Below are 20,248 nucleotides of genomic sequence, written 5' to 3'. Positions count from 1 at the left end.
AGTACGTTTTATGAAAATAGAAACCTACTTAAAAATGACTTTAACCTCGTTATTTCCATACAAACTAAAAAACCTAGAAGATAGCACTTCTAGGTCATTCATTATTTCACTGCACGTTTTTCTTTATACTTATTATAGTCTGCAGTATGAAGTAATTCTTGGGCATTTTTTACTCGCTCTTGAGTTGGTGGGTCAATGCCTTTTAATGGGTAATCAATCCCTAAGTCTTGCCATTTGAAAAGACCCATTGTGTGATATGGCAATACTTCGACTTTATCGACATTTTTTAATTCTTTAATAAAATTATCCAATCGAATTAAATACTCATCATAATCCGTTCTTTGAGGAACCAGCACATGACGAATCCAAACCGGCTGACCAATATCAGATAAATACTTCGCCATTTCAAGAATATTATCATTAGTATGCATCGTTAGTTCTTTGTGACCTTGTGGATCGATATGTTTGATATCAAATAAAAACAGATCAGTGTATTTCAACATTTCATTGAATTTACTAAAAAAGGGTTCGTCAAACGTAAATGGTTTACCACAAGTATCTACCGTTGTATGAATTCCATGTTTTTTCGCTTTTTTAAATAAATCAATGATGAAGTCAAGTTGAAGTAATGGCTCACCACCACTAATTGTAATGCCTCCATCTTCGCCCCAGTAAGATTTATAACGCAATGCTTCTTCTAATATTTCATCAGTTGTCACTTCACGTCCTCCACCGATTTTCCATGTATCAGGATTATGACAAAACTGGCAACGCATTTTACACCCTTGCATAAAGACTATAAAACGTACACCCGGACCGTCAACTGTCCCTAAATTTTCTGTTGAGTGAATTCTTCCTGTTACTGATTCTGTCATTATCGTCACTTCCTAACTTTGCTTTTAAAAAAGGATGACCGCTAAAACAGCCATCCTCTTATTTTACTGATTGTTCAATTACATTCTATCATGAGCAGTACGAGAAATAACGTCTGCTTGTTGTTCTGGAGTCAAATCACGGAATTTAACTGCGTATCCAGATACACGGATAGTTAAGTTTGGATATTTTTCTGGATGAGCTTGAGCGTCTAATAATAAATCTGTTGTAAAGACGTTCACGTTCAAGTGGTATCCACCTCTATCGAAGTAACCATCCATTACGTTACGTAAGTTGTTAATACGAGTATCATCATCTTTACCTAAACCATTAGGGTTAATCGTTTGTGTATTTGAGATACCATCTAAAGCTGATGTATAAGCAAGTCTTGCAGTTGAGTTTAATGATGCTAAAAGACCATTTTTCTCACCTAAGAATTTACCATCTTGGTAACTTGGGTTAGCTCCTGGTGCTAATGGTTTACCTGCACGACGTCCGTCTGGTGTGTTACCAGTTGCTTTACCATAAACAACATTAGAAGTAATCGTTAATAATGATGTTGTAGGTGTTGAGTTTCTATAAGTATGTTGACGTTTAATTTGAGTCATGAAGTAATCTAAGATCCAGTTTGCCATTGCATCTGCTTCTTCATTGTCATTTCCGTAAGTTGGGAACTCATTTTGTGGTACATAGTCAACTGCTAATCCATCTTCGTCACGGATAACTTGTACGTTACCATGTTTGATAGCCATGATACTATCAGCCGCATGAGAGATACCAGCGATACCTGTTGCGAATGTACGTTTTAAGTCAGTATCCATGAATGCTAATTGTGGTGCTTCATAAGCATATTTATCATGCATGTAATGGATAACGTTTAATGTGTTTACATATAATTCTGCTAACCAATCTAATATATCTTTGTAACGAGTGATGAAGTCATCATAGTTTAATGTATCACCAGTCATTGGACGGAAACGAGGTGCAACTTGTGCTTTCGTCACTTCGTCAACCCCACCGTTAATTGCATATAACACAGCTTTAGCTAAGTTAGCACGAGCTCCGAAGAATTGCATGTCTTTACCCATAACAGTGGCAGACACACAACAAGCAATCGCACAGTCATCTGATCCCCAGTTAGCACGTAATAAATCGTCATTTTCAAATTGGATTGAAGAACTTTCTTTTGCAATTTTAGCTGCGTAAGTTCTGAATCCTTCTGGTAAATGAGAAGAATACAATACTGTTAAGTTTGGTTCTGGAGATGGTCCCATGTTTGTTAAGGTATGTAAGATACGGAAATCATTTTTAGTTACTAATGAACGTCCGTCAATTCCCATACCAGCAATTGATAAGGTTGCCCAAATTGGGTATCCAGAGAATAATTGGTTGTATTCAGGCGTACGAGCGAATTTAACCATACGTAATTTCATAATTAAGTGGTCAATTAATTCTTGTGCTTCCGCTTCGTTGATTACGCCATTTTCTAAGTCACGTTGGATATAGATATCTAAGAATGCAGAGATACGTCCAATTGACATAGCCGCACCATTTTGAGATTTAATGGCTGCTAAGTAACCGAAGTACACCCATTGGATCGCTTCTTGAGCATTTTTAGCAGGTTTAGAAATATCAAATCCGTAGTAAGTCGCCATTTCTTTAATGGCAACTAATGCTTTGATTTGATCAGACACTTCTTCACGTAAACGAATCACATCATCTGTCATCACTTTGTTCCCTACGTTAGATAAGTCTTTTTTCTTTTCAGCGATTAAGAAGTCAATTCCGTATAATGCTAAACGACGGTAGTCACCGATAATACGTCCACGGCCATAAGCATCTGGAAGACCTGTAATAATTTTATTTTTACGAGCGGCTCTCATTTCTGGAGTGTAAGCATCAAATACACCTTGGTTATGTGTTTTTCTCCAGTCAGTGAAGATTTTAGTCATTTCGTCGTCAATTTCGTATCCATTTGATACTAAAGCATTGTTTGCCATGTTAATACCACCAAATGGCATGAATGCTTGTTTTAATGGAACATCAGTTTGTAATCCAACGATTTTTTCTTCTTCTTTAATTAAGTAACCAGGTTCATGTGATGTTACTGTAGCAGGGATGTTGTTATCCATGTCATAAACACCATTTTGTTCGTGTTGTACTTCAAATAATTCTTGTAATTTTGTCCATAATTTTTCTGTGCTGTCAGCAGCTGGCTCTAAGAAACTGTCGTCACCTTTGTATTCTGTGTAGTTTGCTTGAATAAAATCTCTAACATCCACAGTTGTGCGCCATTTACTACCTTTAAATCCATCCCAGTATCCCATAATATGAGAACCTCCTTAAGTTAGTTGTTTCAAAGTTTTATATTTCATTTATTTACATGTTCAGTATAACACAAAAACAGATTCACGCAAGTGTTATAGTGAAAAAAAATACTAATTTTGTTAAAAAAAACACAATTTCCGTTTAACCCCTAGCTTTAGTGACTTTCTTAAAATTTTATTAAGGAAGTTTTTCCGCTTATCTGTTTTATTTCCTGTACCCATCTGTATTACAACAGCGGTTACATTTTAAATCGTGTCATATAACAGAAAAAAAGAAGAAACCTTTTAAAGATTTCTTCTTTTTATTAATCTTCTTTTTCTTTTTGTGAAACAGTTAATTTAATCACTTCTCCATCTACTTTTTCATTCGAAATAAATGAGCCATTAGACGTTCTATCGTTTATAGGGATGTCCTTTGTATCAACTGTATAGCTTGAACCGTTTTTGGTTTCTATTATAATTAATTCATTATCACCATTAGTTGATATCGCTAAAAAGACGCGGTGTGGATTATTTTTCAATTCTCTTAAAACCATCAAACCACGTTTTGCTCGCCCTAATTTACTAATCTCTAATACATCCATTTTCTTGACTGATCCACGTTGTGTCACGACTGTCACCAAATGTTCTGCCGTACTAATTGGGAAAATATGACTGGAAACCAAATAATCTCCTTCTTTTAAGTTCATGGCTTTAACGCCAGATGCTTTTGCTCCAACTGTTGGCACTTCACTTAAATCATAACGTAGTCCAAATCCTAAGTGGCTTATTAATGTGACTTCGTACTCTATTTGAGCTGATACCAAATTTGCACTAATCAATTCGTCTGTGTCTGTTTTAAGTTTCATACACATCAACGGTCTACTCCTATAGGTTCGCCAACTAGAAAATTCGCTCATTGGTGTTCGTTTAATCATGCCTTCCTTTGTGACAAAGACAAATTCTTTCGTCTCATCAAGTGTTTCATAAGGAAAAACTTTTAATATTTGCTCATTTGGAAGAAGCGTACTTAGCGTTTGTGAAAAATGTTCACCAACATCCTTCCATTTTTTATCTGTTAATTCATGCACAGGTCGATAAATGATATTTCCTTTAGTTGTCACAAATAATACATGATGATGAGTATTTAATTGTCCAGCATAAATCAGTTGATCAGATTCTTTCATATCAATCGCATCATCTTTGGATGCTCCATATGATCTTAAACTACTTCGTTTAACATACCCTTCACGCGTCACACTCACCATGACGTCTTCTTGTGGCACAATAACTGCTGTTTCAATATTAATTTCTTCTATCTTATCTTCTAACACCGTTCTTCTGTCAGTGTCATAATTTTTCTTCACTTCACGTAATTCTTTTTTCATGACTTTTAACAACTCATTTGGGTTATGAATGATTAACTCAAGTGATTTAATCAATTGTTCTAACTCAGCTGCTTCTTGCTCAAGAGCTGTAATATCCGTATTAGTCAAGCGATATAATTGCAATGATACAATCGCTTCTGCTTGCTCTTCACTAAAGTTATGTGCTGAAATCAAATTATCTTTGGCATTCTTTTTGTCTTTACTTTGACGAATAATGCGAATCACATCATCCAAGATGGATAAAGCTTTCATCAAGCCTAGTACAATATGTTCACGCTTCTTCGCTTTAGTTAAATCAAACTGACTACGGTCAATGATGACTTGTTTACGGTGAGTAATATAGCCTTCTAAGATATCTTTCAAACCAACTTGTTGTGGACGAAGTTTGTTGATAGCTACCATATTAAAATTATAATTGACTTGCAGTTCCGTATTTTTAAGTAAATAGTTTAAAATACCTGTAGCATCGACTTCTTTACGGAGCTCAACTACAATACGTAAACCCGTTCTATCTGTTTCATCTCTAACTTCAGATATTCCTTCCACACGTTTTGTTAAACGCAATTCATCCATTTTTTTCACTAAGTTAGCTTTATTCACTTCATAAGGAATTTCTGTAATCACAATTTGTTCACGTCCACCTTTAAGCGGTTCGATTTCTGTTTTAGAACGAATAATCACGCGACCTTTGCCTGTTTCGTAGGCTTTTTTCAATTCTTTTTTCCCTTGAAGAATCGCACCTGTCGGAAAATCTGGTCCAGGAATAAATTCCATTAATTTTTCCACACTAGCATTTGGATGATCGATTAAATAAATCGTGCCATCAATGACTTCACCTAAATTGTGTGTTGGAATTTCGGTTGCATACCCAGCTGAAATCCCTGTTGATCCATTAACTAGTAGGTTAGGAAATCCTGCGGGTAACACAGTTGGTTCTTTTTCAGTATCATCAAAGTTCCAAACAAAATCCACGGTTTCTTTTTCAATATCTTTTAATAATTCACCACTAAGTTTTGATAAGCGTGCTTCAGTATAACGCATCGCAGCAGGAGGATCGCCATCCATACTCCCGTTATTTCCATGCATTTCGATTAATGGCTCGCGTAACTTCCAATCTTGACTCATACGAACCATTGCTTCGTAAATACTACTATCACCATGAGGATGGTAATTCCCCATGATGTTTCCGACCGATTTAGCTGATTTTCTAAAACTTTTTTCATAAGTATTGCCATCTTTATTCATTGAAAATAAAATCCGACGTTGAACAGGTTTTAGTCCATCTCTTATATCGGGTAATGCTCTATCTTGAATAATGTATTTTGAATAACGTCCAAAACGATCTCCCATTACATCTTCAAGACTAAGATTTTGAATCCCATGCTCTTGATTCATTCTTGTTCTCTCCCTTTTGTTGGTACTCGCTAATCAAATAGATTGATTTCTTCAACTGTTTTATTATCAGATGTCACGTGTTCCTCTAAAATATCATGATTTTCTAAGATACTACCATCTTCTTCTAACGTAAATTGGACATGTTCTTCAATCCATTTACGGCGGGGCTCTACTTTATCGCCCATCAATGTTGTCACACGTCTTTCTGCTCTTGCTGAGTCATCAATCGTCACACGAATCAATGTTCTTGTGTCAGGATTCATCGTTGTTTCCCATAGTTGGTCAGCATTCATTTCACCAAGACCTTTGTAGCGTTGAATTAAATAGCCTTTCCCCATTTTTTTAGTAATATTATCCATTTCATCATCTGTCCATGCGTATTCAAGCTGTTCAGTCTTACCGCGGCCTTTACTCACACGATAAAGCGGTGGCAAAGCGATATAAACTTTTCCTGCTTCGACAAGGGGTTTCATGTAGCGATAGAAAAAGGTTAATAGGAGCACTTGAATATGTGCCCCATCCGTATCCGCATCGGTCATGATGATGATTTTATCGTAATTCACATCATCTAGTTGAAAATCAGGGCCAACACCAGCACCGATTGTATAAATCATGGTATTGATTTCTTCATTTTTTAATATGTCTTGTAGTTTGGCTTTTTCCGTATTAATGACTTTTCCTCGAAGTGGTAAAATCGCTTGGAATTTTCTGTCGCGACCTTGTTTAGCAGATCCCCCGGCAGAGTCCCCTTCGACTAAGTACAATTCGTTTTTCTTTGGGTTACGTGATTGTGCTGGAGTCAATTTACCAGATAGTAATGATTCCCCTTTACGACGTTTTTTGCCGTTACGGCTGTCTTCTCGTGCTTTACGTGCCGCTTCTCGTGCTTCTCGTGCTTTCAGCGCTTTTTTTACAAGCATTTGAGATAAATCATTGTTTTCTAATAAATAAAATCCTAATTGATCACTAATGACTGTATCAACAATCGTCCTAGCAGCTGGTGTCCCTAATTTCCCTTTCGTTTGCCCTTCAAATTGAAGTAAGTTTTCGGGAATACGCACACTAATAATGGCTGATAGCCCTTCTCTAAAATCACTACCTTCAAGATTTTTATCTTTTTCTTTTAATAAACCAGTTTTTCTAGCATACTCATTAAATGATTTGGTTAACGCTGTCTTCATCCCAACTTCATGTGTCCCACCATCTCTTGTTCGCACATTGTTTACAAAAGATAAAATGTTTTCAGAATAGCCATCATTATATTGGAAGGCAAATTCGACTTCGATTTCTTCTTTTTCACCTGCAAAATAAACAATTGGTGACAACTCATCTTTGCTTTCATTTAAATAAGCAATAAATTCCTTGATTCCATCTTCATATAAAAAGACATCTTCTTTTTCTTGCCCTTCTCGTTCATCTGTTAACGTAATTTTAATGCCTTTCAAGAGAAAGGCAGTTTCTCTCAGACGTTCTGATAAGACATCATAAGAAAAAACCGTTGTTGAAAAAATGGACGCATCTGGCTTAAATGTAATCATTGAGCCATTTTGTTTAATCGAGGTTTTCACCTTTGTAAACTTTCCATCAGGGTGACCACCATCTTTAAACGATAAAGTTGCCTTCTGACCATCTTTAACGGTTTCCACTGTTAACGTACTTGATAAGGCATTAACCACACTTGCCCCAACACCATGAAGCCCTCCTGAGGTTTTATAACCACCTTGACCAAATTTTCCACCTGCATGCAGTATGGTAAAAATCACTTCAATCGTTGGCTTTCCAGAAGCATGCATTCCTGTTGGCATCCCTCTACCATAATCTCGTACACTAATACTATTGTCTTTATGTATTGTTACATCAATTTCTGTTCCATAACCAGATAACGCTTCGTCAACCGCATTATCAAAAATCTCAAAAACCAAATGATGCAATCCTTTAGAGTCTGTTGATCCAATATACATCCCTGGACGTTTTCTTACCGCCTCTAGACCTTCTAATACTTGAATGGATGAATCATCGTATTGTCTATTTATTTCTTTTGACATAGGTAAACTCCTTTTCTACCATCATTACGTAAACAAGTTAGTTGCTTGTTCTAATCAATAATAGGCTACTTTTACGCCGATGTAAAGAACAGGTATTCGCCCTATTCACGGCAACATCATTTATTCTATAATAAAATAATGTATCTTGCAAAGTTAGTTTTTTTCGAAAAAATAATGAAGCTTTTGATTTTTCAATTTACAACGTTTTTAAAAAACTGTATATTTATTAAATGATGATATTTTTTTAGAAAGGACACGTCTATGAACAATACAAAAAAACAAGTTAATTTATCTTTACTATTATCCACATTATTTCTAGGTTATGTGATTGTCTATATTGATAAATTATCTGTTGGGATTTCTATCATTTCCATTAGCAAGGATATTCCTATGACTGAAAGTCAAAAAGGACTCATTTTAAGTGCGTTCTTTATTGGTTACGCTATTATGCAGGTTCCTATGAGTTTTGCGATTAATCAATTTGGGGCAAAGAAAGTCCTTATTTGGTCTGTCTTTATGATTGGGGTGTTTGATTTTATCTTCAGTTTTGGAGAAACCGTGACAATGCTCTTAGCCATTAGATTATTAACAGGTATGCTGGCTCATTCTGGTTACCCTTCTGCTTCTAGTAAGGAAATCATTGATCATTTCCCTTTAGAACGCAGGACATTTGCTAAAGGGATTCTCATTTCTTCCTCAGGTATTGCTGGCATTGTGGGACCTATTCTACTATCACCAATTATCGAGCAATACAATTGGAAATTTGCTTACATGTTACTAACTATTCTGGCTATTTTAGCTTCTTTTATTATAGTAAGAATTATTCCTACACCGAATAAACAATCAAAAGAAGTCATTGAAGAAGCGTCTGAAAAAGTATCCTTACTGAATATTTGGAAAAACCGAAATATTTGGACACTATTTGCTGCCGCATTTTTTATCAATAGTTTACTTTACGGTATTAACAACTGGTTACCAAGCTTTTTAACAAGTCAACGTGGTATTACACTGACTCAATCTGGTATGGTCAGTTCATGCGTTGGGGTCTTTTCTCTCATTGGAGCCATTGGTGGAAGTTATGTTGTAAGCAAGTTTTTTTCTGAGAAGGATACACTGGTGATTATGATGATGGCAACGATCGGTTCATCATTAGTCTTTTTATCTTATTATCTCCATTCTCTTGTCCCATTTATCCTCGTTTTAGGATTAGCAACATTGTCTATGACAGTTGCCTTTGTGACCCTTATGACAATCCCACTGAAAGTATTTACTGGTAAACACTTTGCACCAAGTTACTCTACTATTTCAACTGGTGGTATCCTAGGAGGCGCAACAGCACAAATCATTATTGGTTCATTAGTCGATGGTTCTGAATCCTATTTCTCTGCTTTTATTTATTTCTTTGCTTTAGGTATTTTAGCCACACTTTCTTTAGCCTTCCTTAAAAAAGGCGCTGAAAACTATTAAAAAAAAGCACGTCACCTTCATTAAAGGCGATGTGCTTTTTAATTTAATGTTGATAATTGTTTATTCATTGTCATCACACCAACAATCGCTAAGTGAAGAATTAAAAAAAGGACGACTATTTCTAATTTGACGAGTGACCAGTTAAGAAAAATGGTTTTAAACACATACCAAGGCCTAACAAAAATATCAATAGAATGAAACCTTGGTGGAAATCTACCAGCATAAATGCCTAGTGAAGATAACAAACACACAACAATTAATATCAAACTGACTTGAGTCATGTTTAGGGTATAACGATTTTTAATATAATTTAATAGTTTTAACAATTGACCAAACCCAATTAAAACAAAACTAAAAACCGCTAAAAACAATACCACAGTCAATGTCCAATCACCTAAATTTTTAATGCTATCTCCTGTAAAATAGTTATAAATATCTAAAATATCCATGTGAATCATATCTGTCACCAAATAAGGAATATTAGGAAAATATAACATAAACAAAGCTGCTAACCCTATTTTTAAACTATTTTTCTTGACACGAAAAAATTGAAATGACAGCTCTAAAGGGATGTAAGCTAATAAAATATTCAATGATAAAAACGAAAAACGTGTATTATACGCTCCAATGATAAATAATAGACTCATTAATCTAACCATATTTTTCATTTTTTCACCCCTTTTCTATCTTGATTATTAGCGTTCTATTAGATTCCTAAAATAAAGAAATTCTTCCATCAACTCTTTATTGATTCTTTCTCCCTTAAACATCGCGTTTTGTGCAGCTTGATATAATACATTAAATCGATTCATATCACCCTTTTTATCTAATATAAGGACCGCTTTTAAATGAGATAATTCTGTTATAAAATCTTCTGGATTCATTCTTTCTACCCCTTCATCTAATTTTTATCTATCGACATATTATAACATCTTTTTACCCATTTTTTGAAAAATTCATTAAATATTCAATTCTTTAAAACTCTTTTTTTCTTGAAATTTGTTATAATGAAAGAAATAAATAACAAAGAGGGGTTGGAATAAATGATTTATATTGACAAAGAAAAATTTGCTCAAGCTGTCTTGATGTCTGAAAAAAAAGAATTAACACTCGAACAAAAACTTGATTTGTATGTTAAAGCCATGGATTTAGCAGCTCAACATAACAAAGAAATTCCCAAACCAAAAATGAATATGTTTGGAACTAAAGCACCTTAAAAAGCTTTCCATTAATTGGAAGGCTTTTTAAGTGTCTTTAGATAGTCTTTTGTTTCTGGTGAGATTCTTAAACTCTCACGCGCCTTTTGAATCGTTTTTTGATGTGTCCAGTCATCTAATCTTCTCTCATTAATATAGGGAATCGTTGCATCATATTGCTTAGCCAAACTGGTCGCAAAAAACCATGCTCGCATCATATTGACATAATAGGCCTCACTTTTCACCTCACACACACGCTCTAATATCGATTCATTGAAGTTGTCTTCTGTTAGATAAATATTCATCAGCTGCAATATAGCAAAACGGATGGTGTATTCCTCACTTGAAACCAGCCATTCGTCTATATATGGTAGTAATTTGTCTGGATTCTTTTTAAATACAGCAGGTGTTTGGCAATCTGTCACGGCCCAATTATCCACATAAGGCAAAAACGTTCGGTATGCTTTAATGGCTTCATCAAAGTCTTTTATACTTGAAATAATCAACATATGCAGGACATTTTCCTCGTGATAGGTATGAGGTAATTCTGATAAAAAATTGACTGTATCCTCATTTTTAATCATCTCTTTAGCTAGTTTTCTAAGTTGTGGCATCCTCACACCAATGACCTTATCAGGACTAATGGTCGGGATTAATCTCGCGTTAAAGGCTTTGTAAGTCGTATCTTGCATTGAAAAAAGGGTTGTTTGTGTTGGTGTCATACGTTTCCTCCATTAAAAAAGCACCCGACAAATGTGTCGAGCGCTCATCAATTGTCTTATTTAAGACGTTCGTTTAATTCTTTTGCTAACTCTTCAAAACCTGGTTTTCCAAGTAAAGCAAACATGTTTTTCTTATATGCTTCAACACCTGGTTGATCAAATGGGTTGACACCATTTAAGTAACCTGAAATACCAACTGCGATTTCAAAGAAGTACATTAAGTAACCTAATGTGTAAGCATCTGTTTCAGGAATATTTACCACAAAGTTTGGCACATCACCATCTGTATGCGCTAAAAGTGTTCCTTCAAAGGCTTTTGTATTAACAAAGTCAATTTCTTTTCCTTGAATGTAACCTAAACCATCTAAGTCTTGATCAAGTACTGGAATCTCCACGCTTTTACGAGGTTTTTCGACTTTAATGACGGTTTCAAAAATGTTACGGCGCCCTTCTTGAATGTATTGACCTAATGAATGTAAGTCAGTTGAGAAGTTCGCACTTGATGGGTAGATACCTTTTTGATCTTTCCCTTCAGACTCACCGAATAATTGTTTCCACCATTCAGAGAAATATTGTAAGTTTGGTTCGTAATTGATTAATAACTCTGTTACTTTTCCTTTACGGTATAAAATGTTACGTAATGCAGCATATTGATACGCTTCATTTTTTGTTAAATCATCAGAGCTGTATGCAACGCGTGCGTCAGCAGCACCTTTCATTAACTCATCAATGTTGGCACCTGTTACAGCGATTGGAAGTAATCCAACTGGAGTTAATACAGTAAAACGTCCCCCAACATCATCAGGAATAACAAATGTTTCCCAACCTTCAACGTCAGCTTCTGTTTTAACAGCGCCGCGTGCTTTATCAGTTGTTGCGTAGATACGTTTGTTTGCTTCTTCTTTACCGTATTTTTTCTCTAATAAATCTTTAAAGACTCTAAATGCAATTGCTGGTTCAGTTGTTGTACCAGATTTAGAAATAACATTCACTGAGAAATCTTTGTCGCCAATAATTTGGATTAAATCAGCTAAATAAGTTGAGCTAATAGAATTTCCAGCAAAGAATACTTGTGGTGTTTTTCTTTCTTCATTGTCTAAAAGGTTATAGAATGAGTGGTTTAAAAAGTCGATAGCAGCTTTAGCTCCTAAGTATGACCCACCAATTCCAATGACGATTAAAATATCTGAATCTGATTGAATTTTTTCTGCTGCTTTTTTAACGCGAGCAAATTCTTCTTTATCATAGTTTTCTGGTAAATCAATCCAACCACGGAAATCATTTCCTGGTCCGGTCCCTTCACGCAATGCATTGTGTGCTGCTGTTACTTCTGCTTGCATGTAACCTAATTCATGGTCACCGATAAATGTACCGACATTTGAATAATCAAAACGAATATGTGACATAATCATCCTCCTAGTAATATGTGATTCTTAGTACAAGAATACATCCCTATTCTACCACTTTTTTGAATGTTTCACATCTTTTTCAGATAGTTTATAACAAAACGTGGAAAATTTTTATTACACAAGTCCTTGAGCAAGCATTGCTTTAGCCACACGTTCAAATCCAGCGATATTTGCACCAGTTAGTAAATCGTCTTCTTTCGCGTATTCTTTTGCTGTTGTCGCACATGTTTCATAGATATTTTTCATAATGCTATCAAGTTCTGAGTCGACTTGTTCAAAACTCCAAGGTAAACGTTGAGCATTTTGAGCCATTTCTAACGCTGATACAGCCACTCCACCAGCATTGGCTGCTTTACCTGGACAATAGATAACACCAGAATTCGTTAATTTGTGTAGAGCTTCAAGTTTAGTTGGCATGTTTGCCCCTTCAGCTAAGACTTTTACCCCGTTTTTGATTAGAATAGCTGCTTCATCTAATCCAATTTCATTTTGAGTGGCACATGGTAAAGCGACTTCATAGGCAATATTTTCTGTCCAAATTGACGCATTTTCAACGTATTTAGCATTTGGTTTTGCTGCAGCATAGTCACTTAAACGACCACGTTTCACTTCTTTGATTTCTTTAACTAACTCACAGTCTACACCATCTTCATCGATGATATAACCAGAAGAATCAGAACAGCCAAGAACTGTTGCGCCTAATTCTTGTGCTTTTTCAATCGCATAAATGGCCACGTTGCCACTACCTGAAACCATCACACGTTTGCCTTTTAGTGAGTCACCTTTGTCTTGTAACAAATACTTAACAAAATACACTAAACCATAACCTGTTGCTTCTGTACGAGCTAAACTTCCCCAGAAAGTTAATGGTTTACCAGTTAAAACACCTGCTTGATAACCATTTAGACGTTTGTATTCTCCGTATAAATACCCAATTTCACGGCCTCCAACACCCATATCACCAGCTGGCACATCCATACTTGGGCCAATATGTTTTTGTAATTCTTGCATAAAACTTTGACAAAAACGCATGATTTCACCATCAGATTTACCTTTAGGATCAAAATCACTTCCACCTTTACCTCCTCCAATAGGTAAAGAGGTTAAACTGTTTTTAAAAATTTGTTCAAACGCTAAGAATTTCATAATACTTTGATTCACTGACGGGTGGAAACGTAACCCACCTTTGTAAGGTCCTAACGCTGAGTTGTATTGAACACGGTAACCAGTATTCACCATCCATTCACCTGAATCTGACATCCAAGGAACGCGAAACTCAATTAAACGCTCAGGTATAATCAACTGACCTAAGATATTTTTCTCACAGTATACGGGATTTTTTTCTAAAAATGGTGTGACTGTGGTTAAAAATTCTTCCACTGCTTGAATATACTCTGATTGGTAACCATATTTTTCTTTCACTTCATCCAACATTTTTGTTACATAATCTTGTGGTGACATATTGTATCATTCCCTTCTTAAACTTAATTAGTATTATATAATATTTAAATAAATAAAAAAAATCTTTTCTCATCAAATTTAAAAAAAAGTATGCTAAACTATCATTTAATAATGAAAGGAGTGGCAATAGATGAATATAGATGTCATTGTCATTGGTGGGGGAACAAGCGGTATGATGGCTGCCGTTTCCGCGGCTGAAAAAGGCGCACGCGTCATGATTATTGATAAAAACAAAATGCTTGGAAAAAAATTACGTCTAACTGGTGGAGGTCGATGTAACGTCACCAATAATAGACCGTCAGAAGACATTATTTCTTTTATCCCAGGAAACGGGAAATTTTTGTATAGTACCTTCTCTCAATTTAATAACTATGACATTATGGAATTTTTTGAAAGCCATGGTGTGCATTTAAAAGAAGAAGATCACGGTAGAATGTTTCCTGTTGAAAACACCTCTAAAGCAATCGTTAACGGTTTATTTGATCGCTTAAATGCCTTAAACGTTGAATTAAAAATGAACACAACTGTTAAAAAATTATTAGTAACTGATGGCAATATCACTGGCGTAATGACTGATACAAAAGAAGAAATTCACGCTCCTTGTGTGGTTTTAGCCACTGGTGGGAAGACTTATCAATATACTGGGTCCACTGGAGATGGGTACACATTAGCAAAAAAAGTGGGGCACACCATTACCAAACTATTTCCAACCGAATCTCCCCTTTTATCTGAAGAGTCTTTTATTAAAAGTCGTGATCTTCAAGGGTTATCGTTACGAGATATTGGGTTATCCGTGATTGATGAAAAAGGGAAAATGGTTGTCACTCATGAAATGGATGCGTTGTTCACTCATTCTGGCATCTCTGGTCCTGCAGCCCTTCGTTGTAGTATGTTTGTCAATCAACTCCTTGAAAAAGGACAAAAACATGTCACGATGTCTCTTGATTTGTTTCCATTAAAATCTGAACAAGATATCAAACAGCAAATGGTGTCTATCCAAAAAGAAGATGGCAATAAATCCATAAAAAATGCGTTAAAGCCATTGATGCAAGAACGTTATCTAGAGTTTTTACTTACTCGCAGCGGGATTGACACGCAGACACCTTTCAAACAGGTGACTGAAAAAGAAATTGATGTTCTCGTCGGTGAAATCAAACACCTTACGTTTACAGTTAATAAAACTTATCCACTTGATAAATCGTTTGTCACAGGTGGTGGGATTAGTCTAAAAGAAGTGAACCCAAAAACAATGGAAAGTAAATGTGTAAACGGGCTATTTTTCTGTGGTGAGTTACTGGATATCAATGGCTATACTGGTGGTTTTAACATTACTGCAGCGTTTTGTACTGGTCATGTTGCCGGAGAACACGCGGCAGAAATTGCCAGCTATTTTAACTATTAGAATAAGAAAACTGACCTTAACTTTTAGGGATAAGGCCAGTCTCTTTTTTTATTTTCATGACATAAACACCATAGAACAACGCCACTATACCTGAAAATACCGCACTATATTTTATCAAAAAAGGCGGATCATAATAAATAGATAGCTCGTGAACTCCCTTAGGCAATTGAAATGATAAGGTTCTCTCAGATGAGAGGGTGGTTTTGATGCGTTTTTCATCCTCCTCCACTACTAATCCACTATAGCCAATAATGGGTGTGTCAACAGTATTAGTCTGCTCATTCAGTGTCACCTTTATAATCGCTGCATTTTTTTCAAACTGGTAAGGCATTGGGACATCTTCTTGGTTCACTTGCCCAATCTTATCTTTAATGCGTTTAGTTTGTTCGTCAGTCAATCCCGCTGGAAAATAGTCTCTATTAACAGATTTAATATACCGTTTGGTCGCTACAATATCTTGTTTATCATACATTAATTTATTTAACGACCGACGAATCATTAAAGCATTAACACTAAGAGTGGAGATAATCACCATAGCAACACTTAACCAAATTGTGACTCGTTTTAATGAAACGGTAGCAAAACGGCTAAAATAATCAGCCAAAATCGCTGCTCCTAAAAAACTACCAAATACGGATAAAAAGGGCATTAAACGGAAAGGAAACTGGATAATCGCTAATGGTGTATGTTGCAATACACGCCACGGAAATACTGATGTCATCATGAAAGTTATGACTAATGATAACCACAAACATAGCCTTAATAATTTATCTTTACGGACAATCGATTCTTTTTTCCAAATAACGTGATATATCCCTAACATAAGTGAGCATAGCAAAATAATTCCGATACTTATATAACTTAAATAATTAATGCTAGATGACACGAGCATCACACCAATATTAGTCGCTTCACTCGCCAAATCATGAACCCGTACAGAACGAATATGTAAAGTTAACATTTGATATAAAATAGGAACAAGAGCGCCAGCAGAAATAATCATCGTCATAATAGCACTAAATACTAATTGTTTGAATACTTTCATCGTAATCATCTTTTTAATAAAACCTACCACAAATAACCCAGTCAATACAACAACCACTAACATCAATGACAAAACATGTGAATACGCTGTAAGTGACAAACCAACAATCAGCCAATATTTTTTTGTTCCACCATCTTTTAAGATACTATAAAAGCCAGCAAATATTAGAGGGTACATCGTCAATACAAAAAATTCACCCAAATCAAATCGTTGATAAAAACAAATCAGTCGATAATGGGAAAAGACATAAAAAAATGAAAAAACAAACGGTAAAAACTGCTTAGCACGTATGTTTACTTCTGGTAGCGCAATGGAGCTAATATAGTTAGCACATTGGTAGGCAATATAAAACGTCAATAAATTCATCAAAAATAGATATCCATAGACACCAAAAATCACTGATTGAAAAATCAAAGATAATAACGCAATTGGTAAGACTGTCGTAAGCGTAGGGTAAAACATATTGACTCCATAAAAAATATCACGCTCACCAAATCTTGCGACTGATTGAATCTGCCCTGTGTCTTTTAATTGATCCATAACGCCAAAAATTCGCGCAAAATGAAAAGGATAGTCATCCCCACGAATAAGTGCCACATGCCAATTCGATAAATCCACTGCTGGCAACATATAAAATAATGATAACCCTATCCAAGAAAATAGAATAAAAAAATGATTTTTTTTCATTTGTCTTCCTTCTTTTAATTAATCTAATAATAAACAACACAATCATCTATAAATCAGCATATTTCGTGTATTAACCTGTTACAAACATGACTATTTTACCAAATAATCGTTCAATTTACTAATAAGAGTTAAACGTCATACTCTATCATCATTCTTAATAAAAAAACGATTCTAAGCCTAACCTAGAATCGTTTCATCTTCTGTTAAATCAGCATACTTTCCATGTGTCACATTTAATAAATCTTCAGGCGAGACACTCATTTGTAGTCCTCGACGACCTGCAGAAACGTGTATAGTATCAAAAATTTCAGCTTCTTTGGCATAATAAGTTGGAAATAATTTTTTCATTCCAACAGGAGAACAGCCTCCATGGATATAGCCTGTTAATCCTTCTAACTCTTTCATTGGTAGCATCTCTATTTTTTTATTACCACTAGCTTTAGCCAATTTTTTTAAATCTAACGTTTTATTTCCAGGTATAACTGCCACAATGGGTCCCGTCTTATTTCCCACAGTCACAAGCGTTTTAAAGACTTGATTTTCATCAATCCCTAACGCATTGGCGGTTTCAAGTGCCGCTGCGTGTTTATCGCTGTATTCATACTCTCTGGTATCAAATGTTATTTTCTTTTGTTCCAACAACCTAACAGCATTTGTTTTAGCCTTCTTTTTAGACATTTCTATCGACTCCCTCTTTTATACCCAATAAGATTCATTCCTTCTCTTAAGATTGGTATTGGAAGCTGACCTGGTGCTGAAAGATATTTTCCATTTGACGCATAAGTTAAACTAGACCCAAATAGTTCACCTGTCATACGAGATAATTGGCCTAACTCACCCATACTAATCATAACAAAAGGAATCTCCGAATGTTCGGTTTGGATTTTATTTGATACTTCCAACACATTTAACATATCTTGTAAATCCGTTGGCATAACAGCCAGCTTACAAATATCCCCACCTAATTGATACATGTCTTTAATTAACTCATACATATTATGCACGTCAGGTGTAAAATGATTATTGTGTTTGGATAGTAATACCTTAACATTTTTTTCCTTAGCATGAACCATGATATCACTAGGTTTTTCTAACATCATTTCAAATTCTAAATCAACCATATCTATTAAACCAGTATCCATCATCATACGATTGAGTTCAACATATTCATCTAACTCAATATGTTGTCCACCACCTTCTTGCAATGTTCTGTAAGTAAAGATAAGTGGCTTATCATCAATGGCATAACGCACAAAATAGGCCGCTTTTTTCATAAATCTTGCATCGTGAACATACATAAAATAATCTGCACGCCACTCGATGACGTCACAATCTAATTTACTTAATCGTATAGCTTCTGAGAACAGTTCTTCAAAATTTTTCGCTATAAGAGGCACACATACTTTTGGTTTTCCTTTTCCTAATTCAAGGTTACGTACTTTTAACTCTGACATCAAACCCCACCTATCATTTCATAATCACATTTATTTCACTCGGTAAAATAATACTTTCAAATAATTTCCTTCATTAAACTCTTTTGCTACACGGAAATCTTCTGGTAATTGATATAATTCTAAAAACGTAAACGCACGACCAGTTTCTTTTATTCCTAGCTCGACCATTTGTCTAAACTTATCCAACGAGACATTTGCCGCATTTGTTGAAGCAACCAGTAACCCATCTTTATTTAATAATGCTACTGCTTCAGTCGTTAATTGTTGATAATCTTTAGCGACAGAAAAAACTTTCTTTTTATTTCTTGCAAAACTCGGTGGGTCCATTACCACAATATCAAAAGTGACTTGTTTTTTAAAAGCGTATTTAAAATAATCAAAAACGTCCATTACTATTATAGACTGATTATCTGTATTAAGCCCATTCACAGCAAACTGTTCTTGGGTTTTTTGTCGACTTCTTTTTGCTAAATCAACGCTCGTTGTTGACACAGCACCACCCATTGCACTTGCAACAGAAAAAGCTCCAGTGTAGCTAAATGTATTTAATACTGTTTTTCCAATGGCATAACTATCTGTCAAACGACCTCTAACTTGCCGTTGATCCAAAAAGATTCCCGTCATTAAACCTTCATTTAAATAAGTCGCATAAGTGATATTATTTTCTTTGATTAAAAGTGGTTCAGGTGCTTGTTTACCACTTAAAAATGCTGACTCAGGTACTTCTTTTGTATTAAAGCGAATTTTTTCATATATACCTTGATACTTAATATTAGAAGACATTAAGGCTTCTAGTATCTCTTTTTTTAATTGGTAGATGGTGTCATTATACCAAGAAACAACTAAAAAACCAGCATACCAATCAATCGTTACACCACCTAATCCATCCCCTTCACCATTAAATAAACGAAATGCCGTCGTCGCCTCATCTGCAAAAAATGTTGAACGGTAGTCTTTTGCTTCATTAAATAGATGAACTAAAAAAGGTTTATCTATTGGTTGATTTTCAGAAAAGCTAATCATCCAACCTGATCCTTTATGTTGTTTCCCTAAATAGCCATATCCTAAAAATTCATCTTTTTCAGAATAAAAACTAACCCATTTTTTACACTCATCTTGAGCATTTACCATATCTTCAGCTTTAATTAATGGATAGTGGCCTTTATATTTTTGACTTTTCTTTTGTCTTATTTGTACTTTCTTCATGCAGTCAATCCCTTTAATTTCTATTCATTTATTGTATGATACTACTATATCAGTTTTTACGTATTTTTGCTCCCTTTTTAAAGATGTTAGTTCTATATTTTTTTTTAAGAAACATGACCGTAATTGACAGACATGTAAGGAATATGTAAAATGTAACATGGAATATTCAGCTTGGTAGTCTAGTGACACTAA

At 35.1% G+C, this 20,248-nt stretch carries 16 protein-coding genes; 3 read left to right on the top strand and 13 right to left on the bottom strand.

Going from position 1 to position 20,248, the window contains the following annotated elements:
- Window positions 1–101: 101 nt before the first annotated feature.
- The 4 genes from pflA to parE form a co-directional block, all read right to left on the bottom strand.
- Entirely contained in the window at window positions 102–875 is a 774-nt protein-coding gene (pflA, locus tag AC37UB_RS01420; protein ID WP_117972270.1) for a pyruvate formate-lyase-activating protein, read from the bottom strand.
- A gap of 78 nt (window positions 876–953) precedes the next feature.
- Window positions 954–3,200 carry a formate C-acetyltransferase gene (gene pflB / locus AC37UB_RS01415; RefSeq protein ID WP_117972269.1) on the bottom strand — a complete coding sequence of 749 codons (2,247 nt, stop codon included), beginning with the start codon at window positions 3,198–3,200 and terminating at the stop codon, window positions 954–956.
- Between the two features lie 305 nt (window positions 3,201–3,505).
- Window positions 3,506–5,962, bottom strand: a complete 2,457-nt coding sequence (gene parC / locus AC37UB_RS01410; RefSeq protein WP_241698977.1) for a DNA topoisomerase IV subunit A — start codon at window positions 5,960–5,962, stop codon at window positions 3,506–3,508.
- 29 nt (window positions 5,963–5,991) lie between these two features.
- Window positions 5,992–8,007, bottom strand: coding sequence for a DNA topoisomerase IV subunit B (gene parE / locus AC37UB_RS01405; RefSeq protein WP_117972267.1), 2,016 nt, complete (start codon window positions 8,005–8,007; stop codon window positions 5,992–5,994).
- Window positions 8,008–8,268: 261 nt separating this feature from the next.
- On the opposite strand from parE, the gene AC37UB_RS01400 reads away from it, so the two are divergent.
- Window positions 8,269–9,474, top strand: a complete 1,206-nt coding sequence (locus AC37UB_RS01400; protein WP_117972266.1) for an MFS transporter — start codon at window positions 8,269–8,271, stop codon at window positions 9,472–9,474.
- Between the two features lie 38 nt (window positions 9,475–9,512).
- Here AC37UB_RS01400 and AC37UB_RS01395 read toward each other — a convergent pair whose 3' ends face one another.
- Entirely contained in the window at window positions 9,513–10,142 is a 630-nt protein-coding gene (locus AC37UB_RS01395) for a DUF1361 domain-containing protein (protein WP_233519151.1), read from the bottom strand.
- A 27-nt stretch (window positions 10,143–10,169) separates the two neighbouring features.
- Window positions 10,170–10,358 (bottom strand): hypothetical protein, encoded by a 189-nt coding sequence (locus AC37UB_RS01390; protein ID WP_117972265.1) that lies wholly within the window; start codon window positions 10,356–10,358, stop codon window positions 10,170–10,172.
- 159 nt (window positions 10,359–10,517) lie between these two features.
- Here AC37UB_RS01390 and AC37UB_RS01385 point away from each other — a divergent pair, with 159 nt between their 5' ends.
- The gene (locus AC37UB_RS01385) at window positions 10,518–10,691 is read left to right on the top strand and encodes a hypothetical protein (RefSeq protein ID WP_158559346.1); all 174 of its coding nucleotides are present in this window, start codon (window positions 10,518–10,520) and stop codon (window positions 10,689–10,691) included.
- A gap of 11 nt (window positions 10,692–10,702) precedes the next feature.
- On the opposite strand, the gene AC37UB_RS01380 is transcribed toward AC37UB_RS01385, so the two are convergent.
- The 3 genes from AC37UB_RS01380 to gdhA all read right to left on the bottom strand — a co-directional run bounded on the left by AC37UB_RS01380 (window position 10,703) and on the right by gdhA (window position 14,262).
- Window positions 10,703–11,392, bottom strand: coding sequence for a DNA alkylation repair protein (locus tag AC37UB_RS01380; RefSeq protein ID WP_490685214.1), 690 nt, complete (start codon window positions 11,390–11,392; stop codon window positions 10,703–10,705).
- Window positions 11,393–11,448: 56 nt separating this feature from the next.
- Window positions 11,449–12,798 carry a glucose-6-phosphate isomerase gene (locus AC37UB_RS01375; RefSeq protein ID WP_117972263.1) on the bottom strand — a complete coding sequence of 450 codons (1,350 nt, stop codon included), beginning with the start codon at window positions 12,796–12,798 and terminating at the stop codon, window positions 11,449–11,451.
- A 117-nt stretch (window positions 12,799–12,915) separates the two neighbouring features.
- Window positions 12,916–14,262, bottom strand: coding sequence for an NADP-specific glutamate dehydrogenase (gene gdhA, locus AC37UB_RS01370; RefSeq protein WP_490685213.1), 1,347 nt, complete (start codon window positions 14,260–14,262; stop codon window positions 12,916–12,918).
- A gap of 130 nt (window positions 14,263–14,392) precedes the next feature.
- Between gdhA and AC37UB_RS01365 the strand changes: the two genes are divergently transcribed.
- The gene (locus AC37UB_RS01365) at window positions 14,393–15,664 is read left to right on the top strand and encodes a BaiN/RdsA family NAD(P)/FAD-dependent oxidoreductase (protein ID WP_490685212.1); all 1,272 of its coding nucleotides are present in this window, start codon (window positions 14,393–14,395) and stop codon (window positions 15,662–15,664) included.
- Window positions 15,665–15,680: 16 nt separating this feature from the next.
- On the opposite strand, the gene AC37UB_RS01360 is transcribed toward AC37UB_RS01365, so the two are convergent.
- From AC37UB_RS01360 to AC37UB_RS01345, 4 genes are all read right to left on the bottom strand, one after another.
- Window positions 15,681–17,396, bottom strand: coding sequence for a putative glycosyltransferase family protein (locus AC37UB_RS01360; protein ID WP_490685211.1), 1,716 nt, complete (start codon window positions 17,394–17,396; stop codon window positions 15,681–15,683).
- A gap of 177 nt (window positions 17,397–17,573) precedes the next feature.
- Entirely contained in the window at window positions 17,574–18,074 is a 501-nt protein-coding gene (gene ybaK, locus AC37UB_RS01355; protein WP_117972259.1) for a Cys-tRNA(Pro) deacylase, read from the bottom strand.
- A 2-nt stretch (window positions 18,075–18,076) separates the two neighbouring features.
- Complete coding sequence (aroD, locus tag AC37UB_RS01350) at window positions 18,077–18,850, bottom strand: type I 3-dehydroquinate dehydratase (RefSeq protein WP_490685210.1); 774 nt, start codon at window positions 18,848–18,850, stop codon at window positions 18,077–18,079.
- 30 nt (window positions 18,851–18,880) lie between these two features.
- The gene (locus AC37UB_RS01345) at window positions 18,881–20,056 is read right to left on the bottom strand and encodes a class I SAM-dependent rRNA methyltransferase (protein ID WP_490685209.1); all 1,176 of its coding nucleotides are present in this window, start codon (window positions 20,054–20,056) and stop codon (window positions 18,881–18,883) included.
- Window positions 20,057–20,248 lie beyond the last annotated feature (192 nt).

Source organism: Vagococcus changpingensis, from assembly GCF_058211775.1.
Note: the sequence above shows the minus strand (reverse complement) of the source record. Positions and strands in the feature narration are given on the sequence as shown.

Bases quoted from the DNA above. Each gene is read 5' to 3' on its own strand.
- pflA (WP_117972270.1), bottom strand. From the start codon at position 875: ATGACAGAATCAGTAACAGGAAGAATTCACTCAACAGAAAATTTAGGG.
- pflB (WP_117972269.1), bottom strand. From the start codon at position 3,200: ATGGGATACTGGGATGGATTTAAAGGTAGTAAATGGCGCACAACTGTG.
- parC (WP_241698977.1), bottom strand. From the start codon at position 5,962: ATGAATCAAGAGCATGGGATTCAAAATCTTAGTCTTGAAGATGTAATG.
- parE (WP_117972267.1), bottom strand. From the start codon at position 8,007: ATGTCAAAAGAAATAAATAGACAATACGATGATTCATCCATTCAAGTA.
- AC37UB_RS01400 (WP_117972266.1), top strand. From the start codon at position 8,269: ATGAACAATACAAAAAAACAAGTTAATTTATCTTTACTATTATCCACA.
- AC37UB_RS01395 (WP_233519151.1), bottom strand. From the start codon at position 10,142: ATGAAAAATATGGTTAGATTAATGAGTCTATTATTTATCATTGGAGCG.
- AC37UB_RS01390 (WP_117972265.1), bottom strand. From the start codon at position 10,358: ATGAATCCAGAAGATTTTATAACAGAATTATCTCATTTAAAAGCGGTC.
- AC37UB_RS01385 (WP_158559346.1), top strand. From the start codon at position 10,518: ATGATTTATATTGACAAAGAAAAATTTGCTCAAGCTGTCTTGATGTCT.
- AC37UB_RS01380 (WP_490685214.1), bottom strand. From the start codon at position 11,392: ATGACACCAACACAAACAACCCTTTTTTCAATGCAAGATACGACTTAC.
- AC37UB_RS01375 (WP_117972263.1), bottom strand. From the start codon at position 12,798: ATGTCACATATTCGTTTTGATTATTCAAATGTCGGTACATTTATCGGT.
- gdhA (WP_490685213.1), bottom strand. From the start codon at position 14,262: ATGTCACCACAAGATTATGTAACAAAAATGTTGGATGAAGTGAAAGAA.
- AC37UB_RS01365 (WP_490685212.1), top strand. From the start codon at position 14,393: ATGAATATAGATGTCATTGTCATTGGTGGGGGAACAAGCGGTATGATG.
- AC37UB_RS01360 (WP_490685211.1), bottom strand. From the start codon at position 17,396: ATGAAAAAAAATCATTTTTTTATTCTATTTTCTTGGATAGGGTTATCA.
- ybaK (WP_117972259.1), bottom strand. From the start codon at position 18,074: ATGTCTAAAAAGAAGGCTAAAACAAATGCTGTTAGGTTGTTGGAACAA.
- aroD (WP_490685210.1), bottom strand. From the start codon at position 18,850: ATGTCAGAGTTAAAAGTACGTAACCTTGAATTAGGAAAAGGAAAACCA.
- AC37UB_RS01345 (WP_490685209.1), bottom strand. From the start codon at position 20,056: ATGAAGAAAGTACAAATAAGACAAAAGAAAAGTCAAAAATATAAAGGC.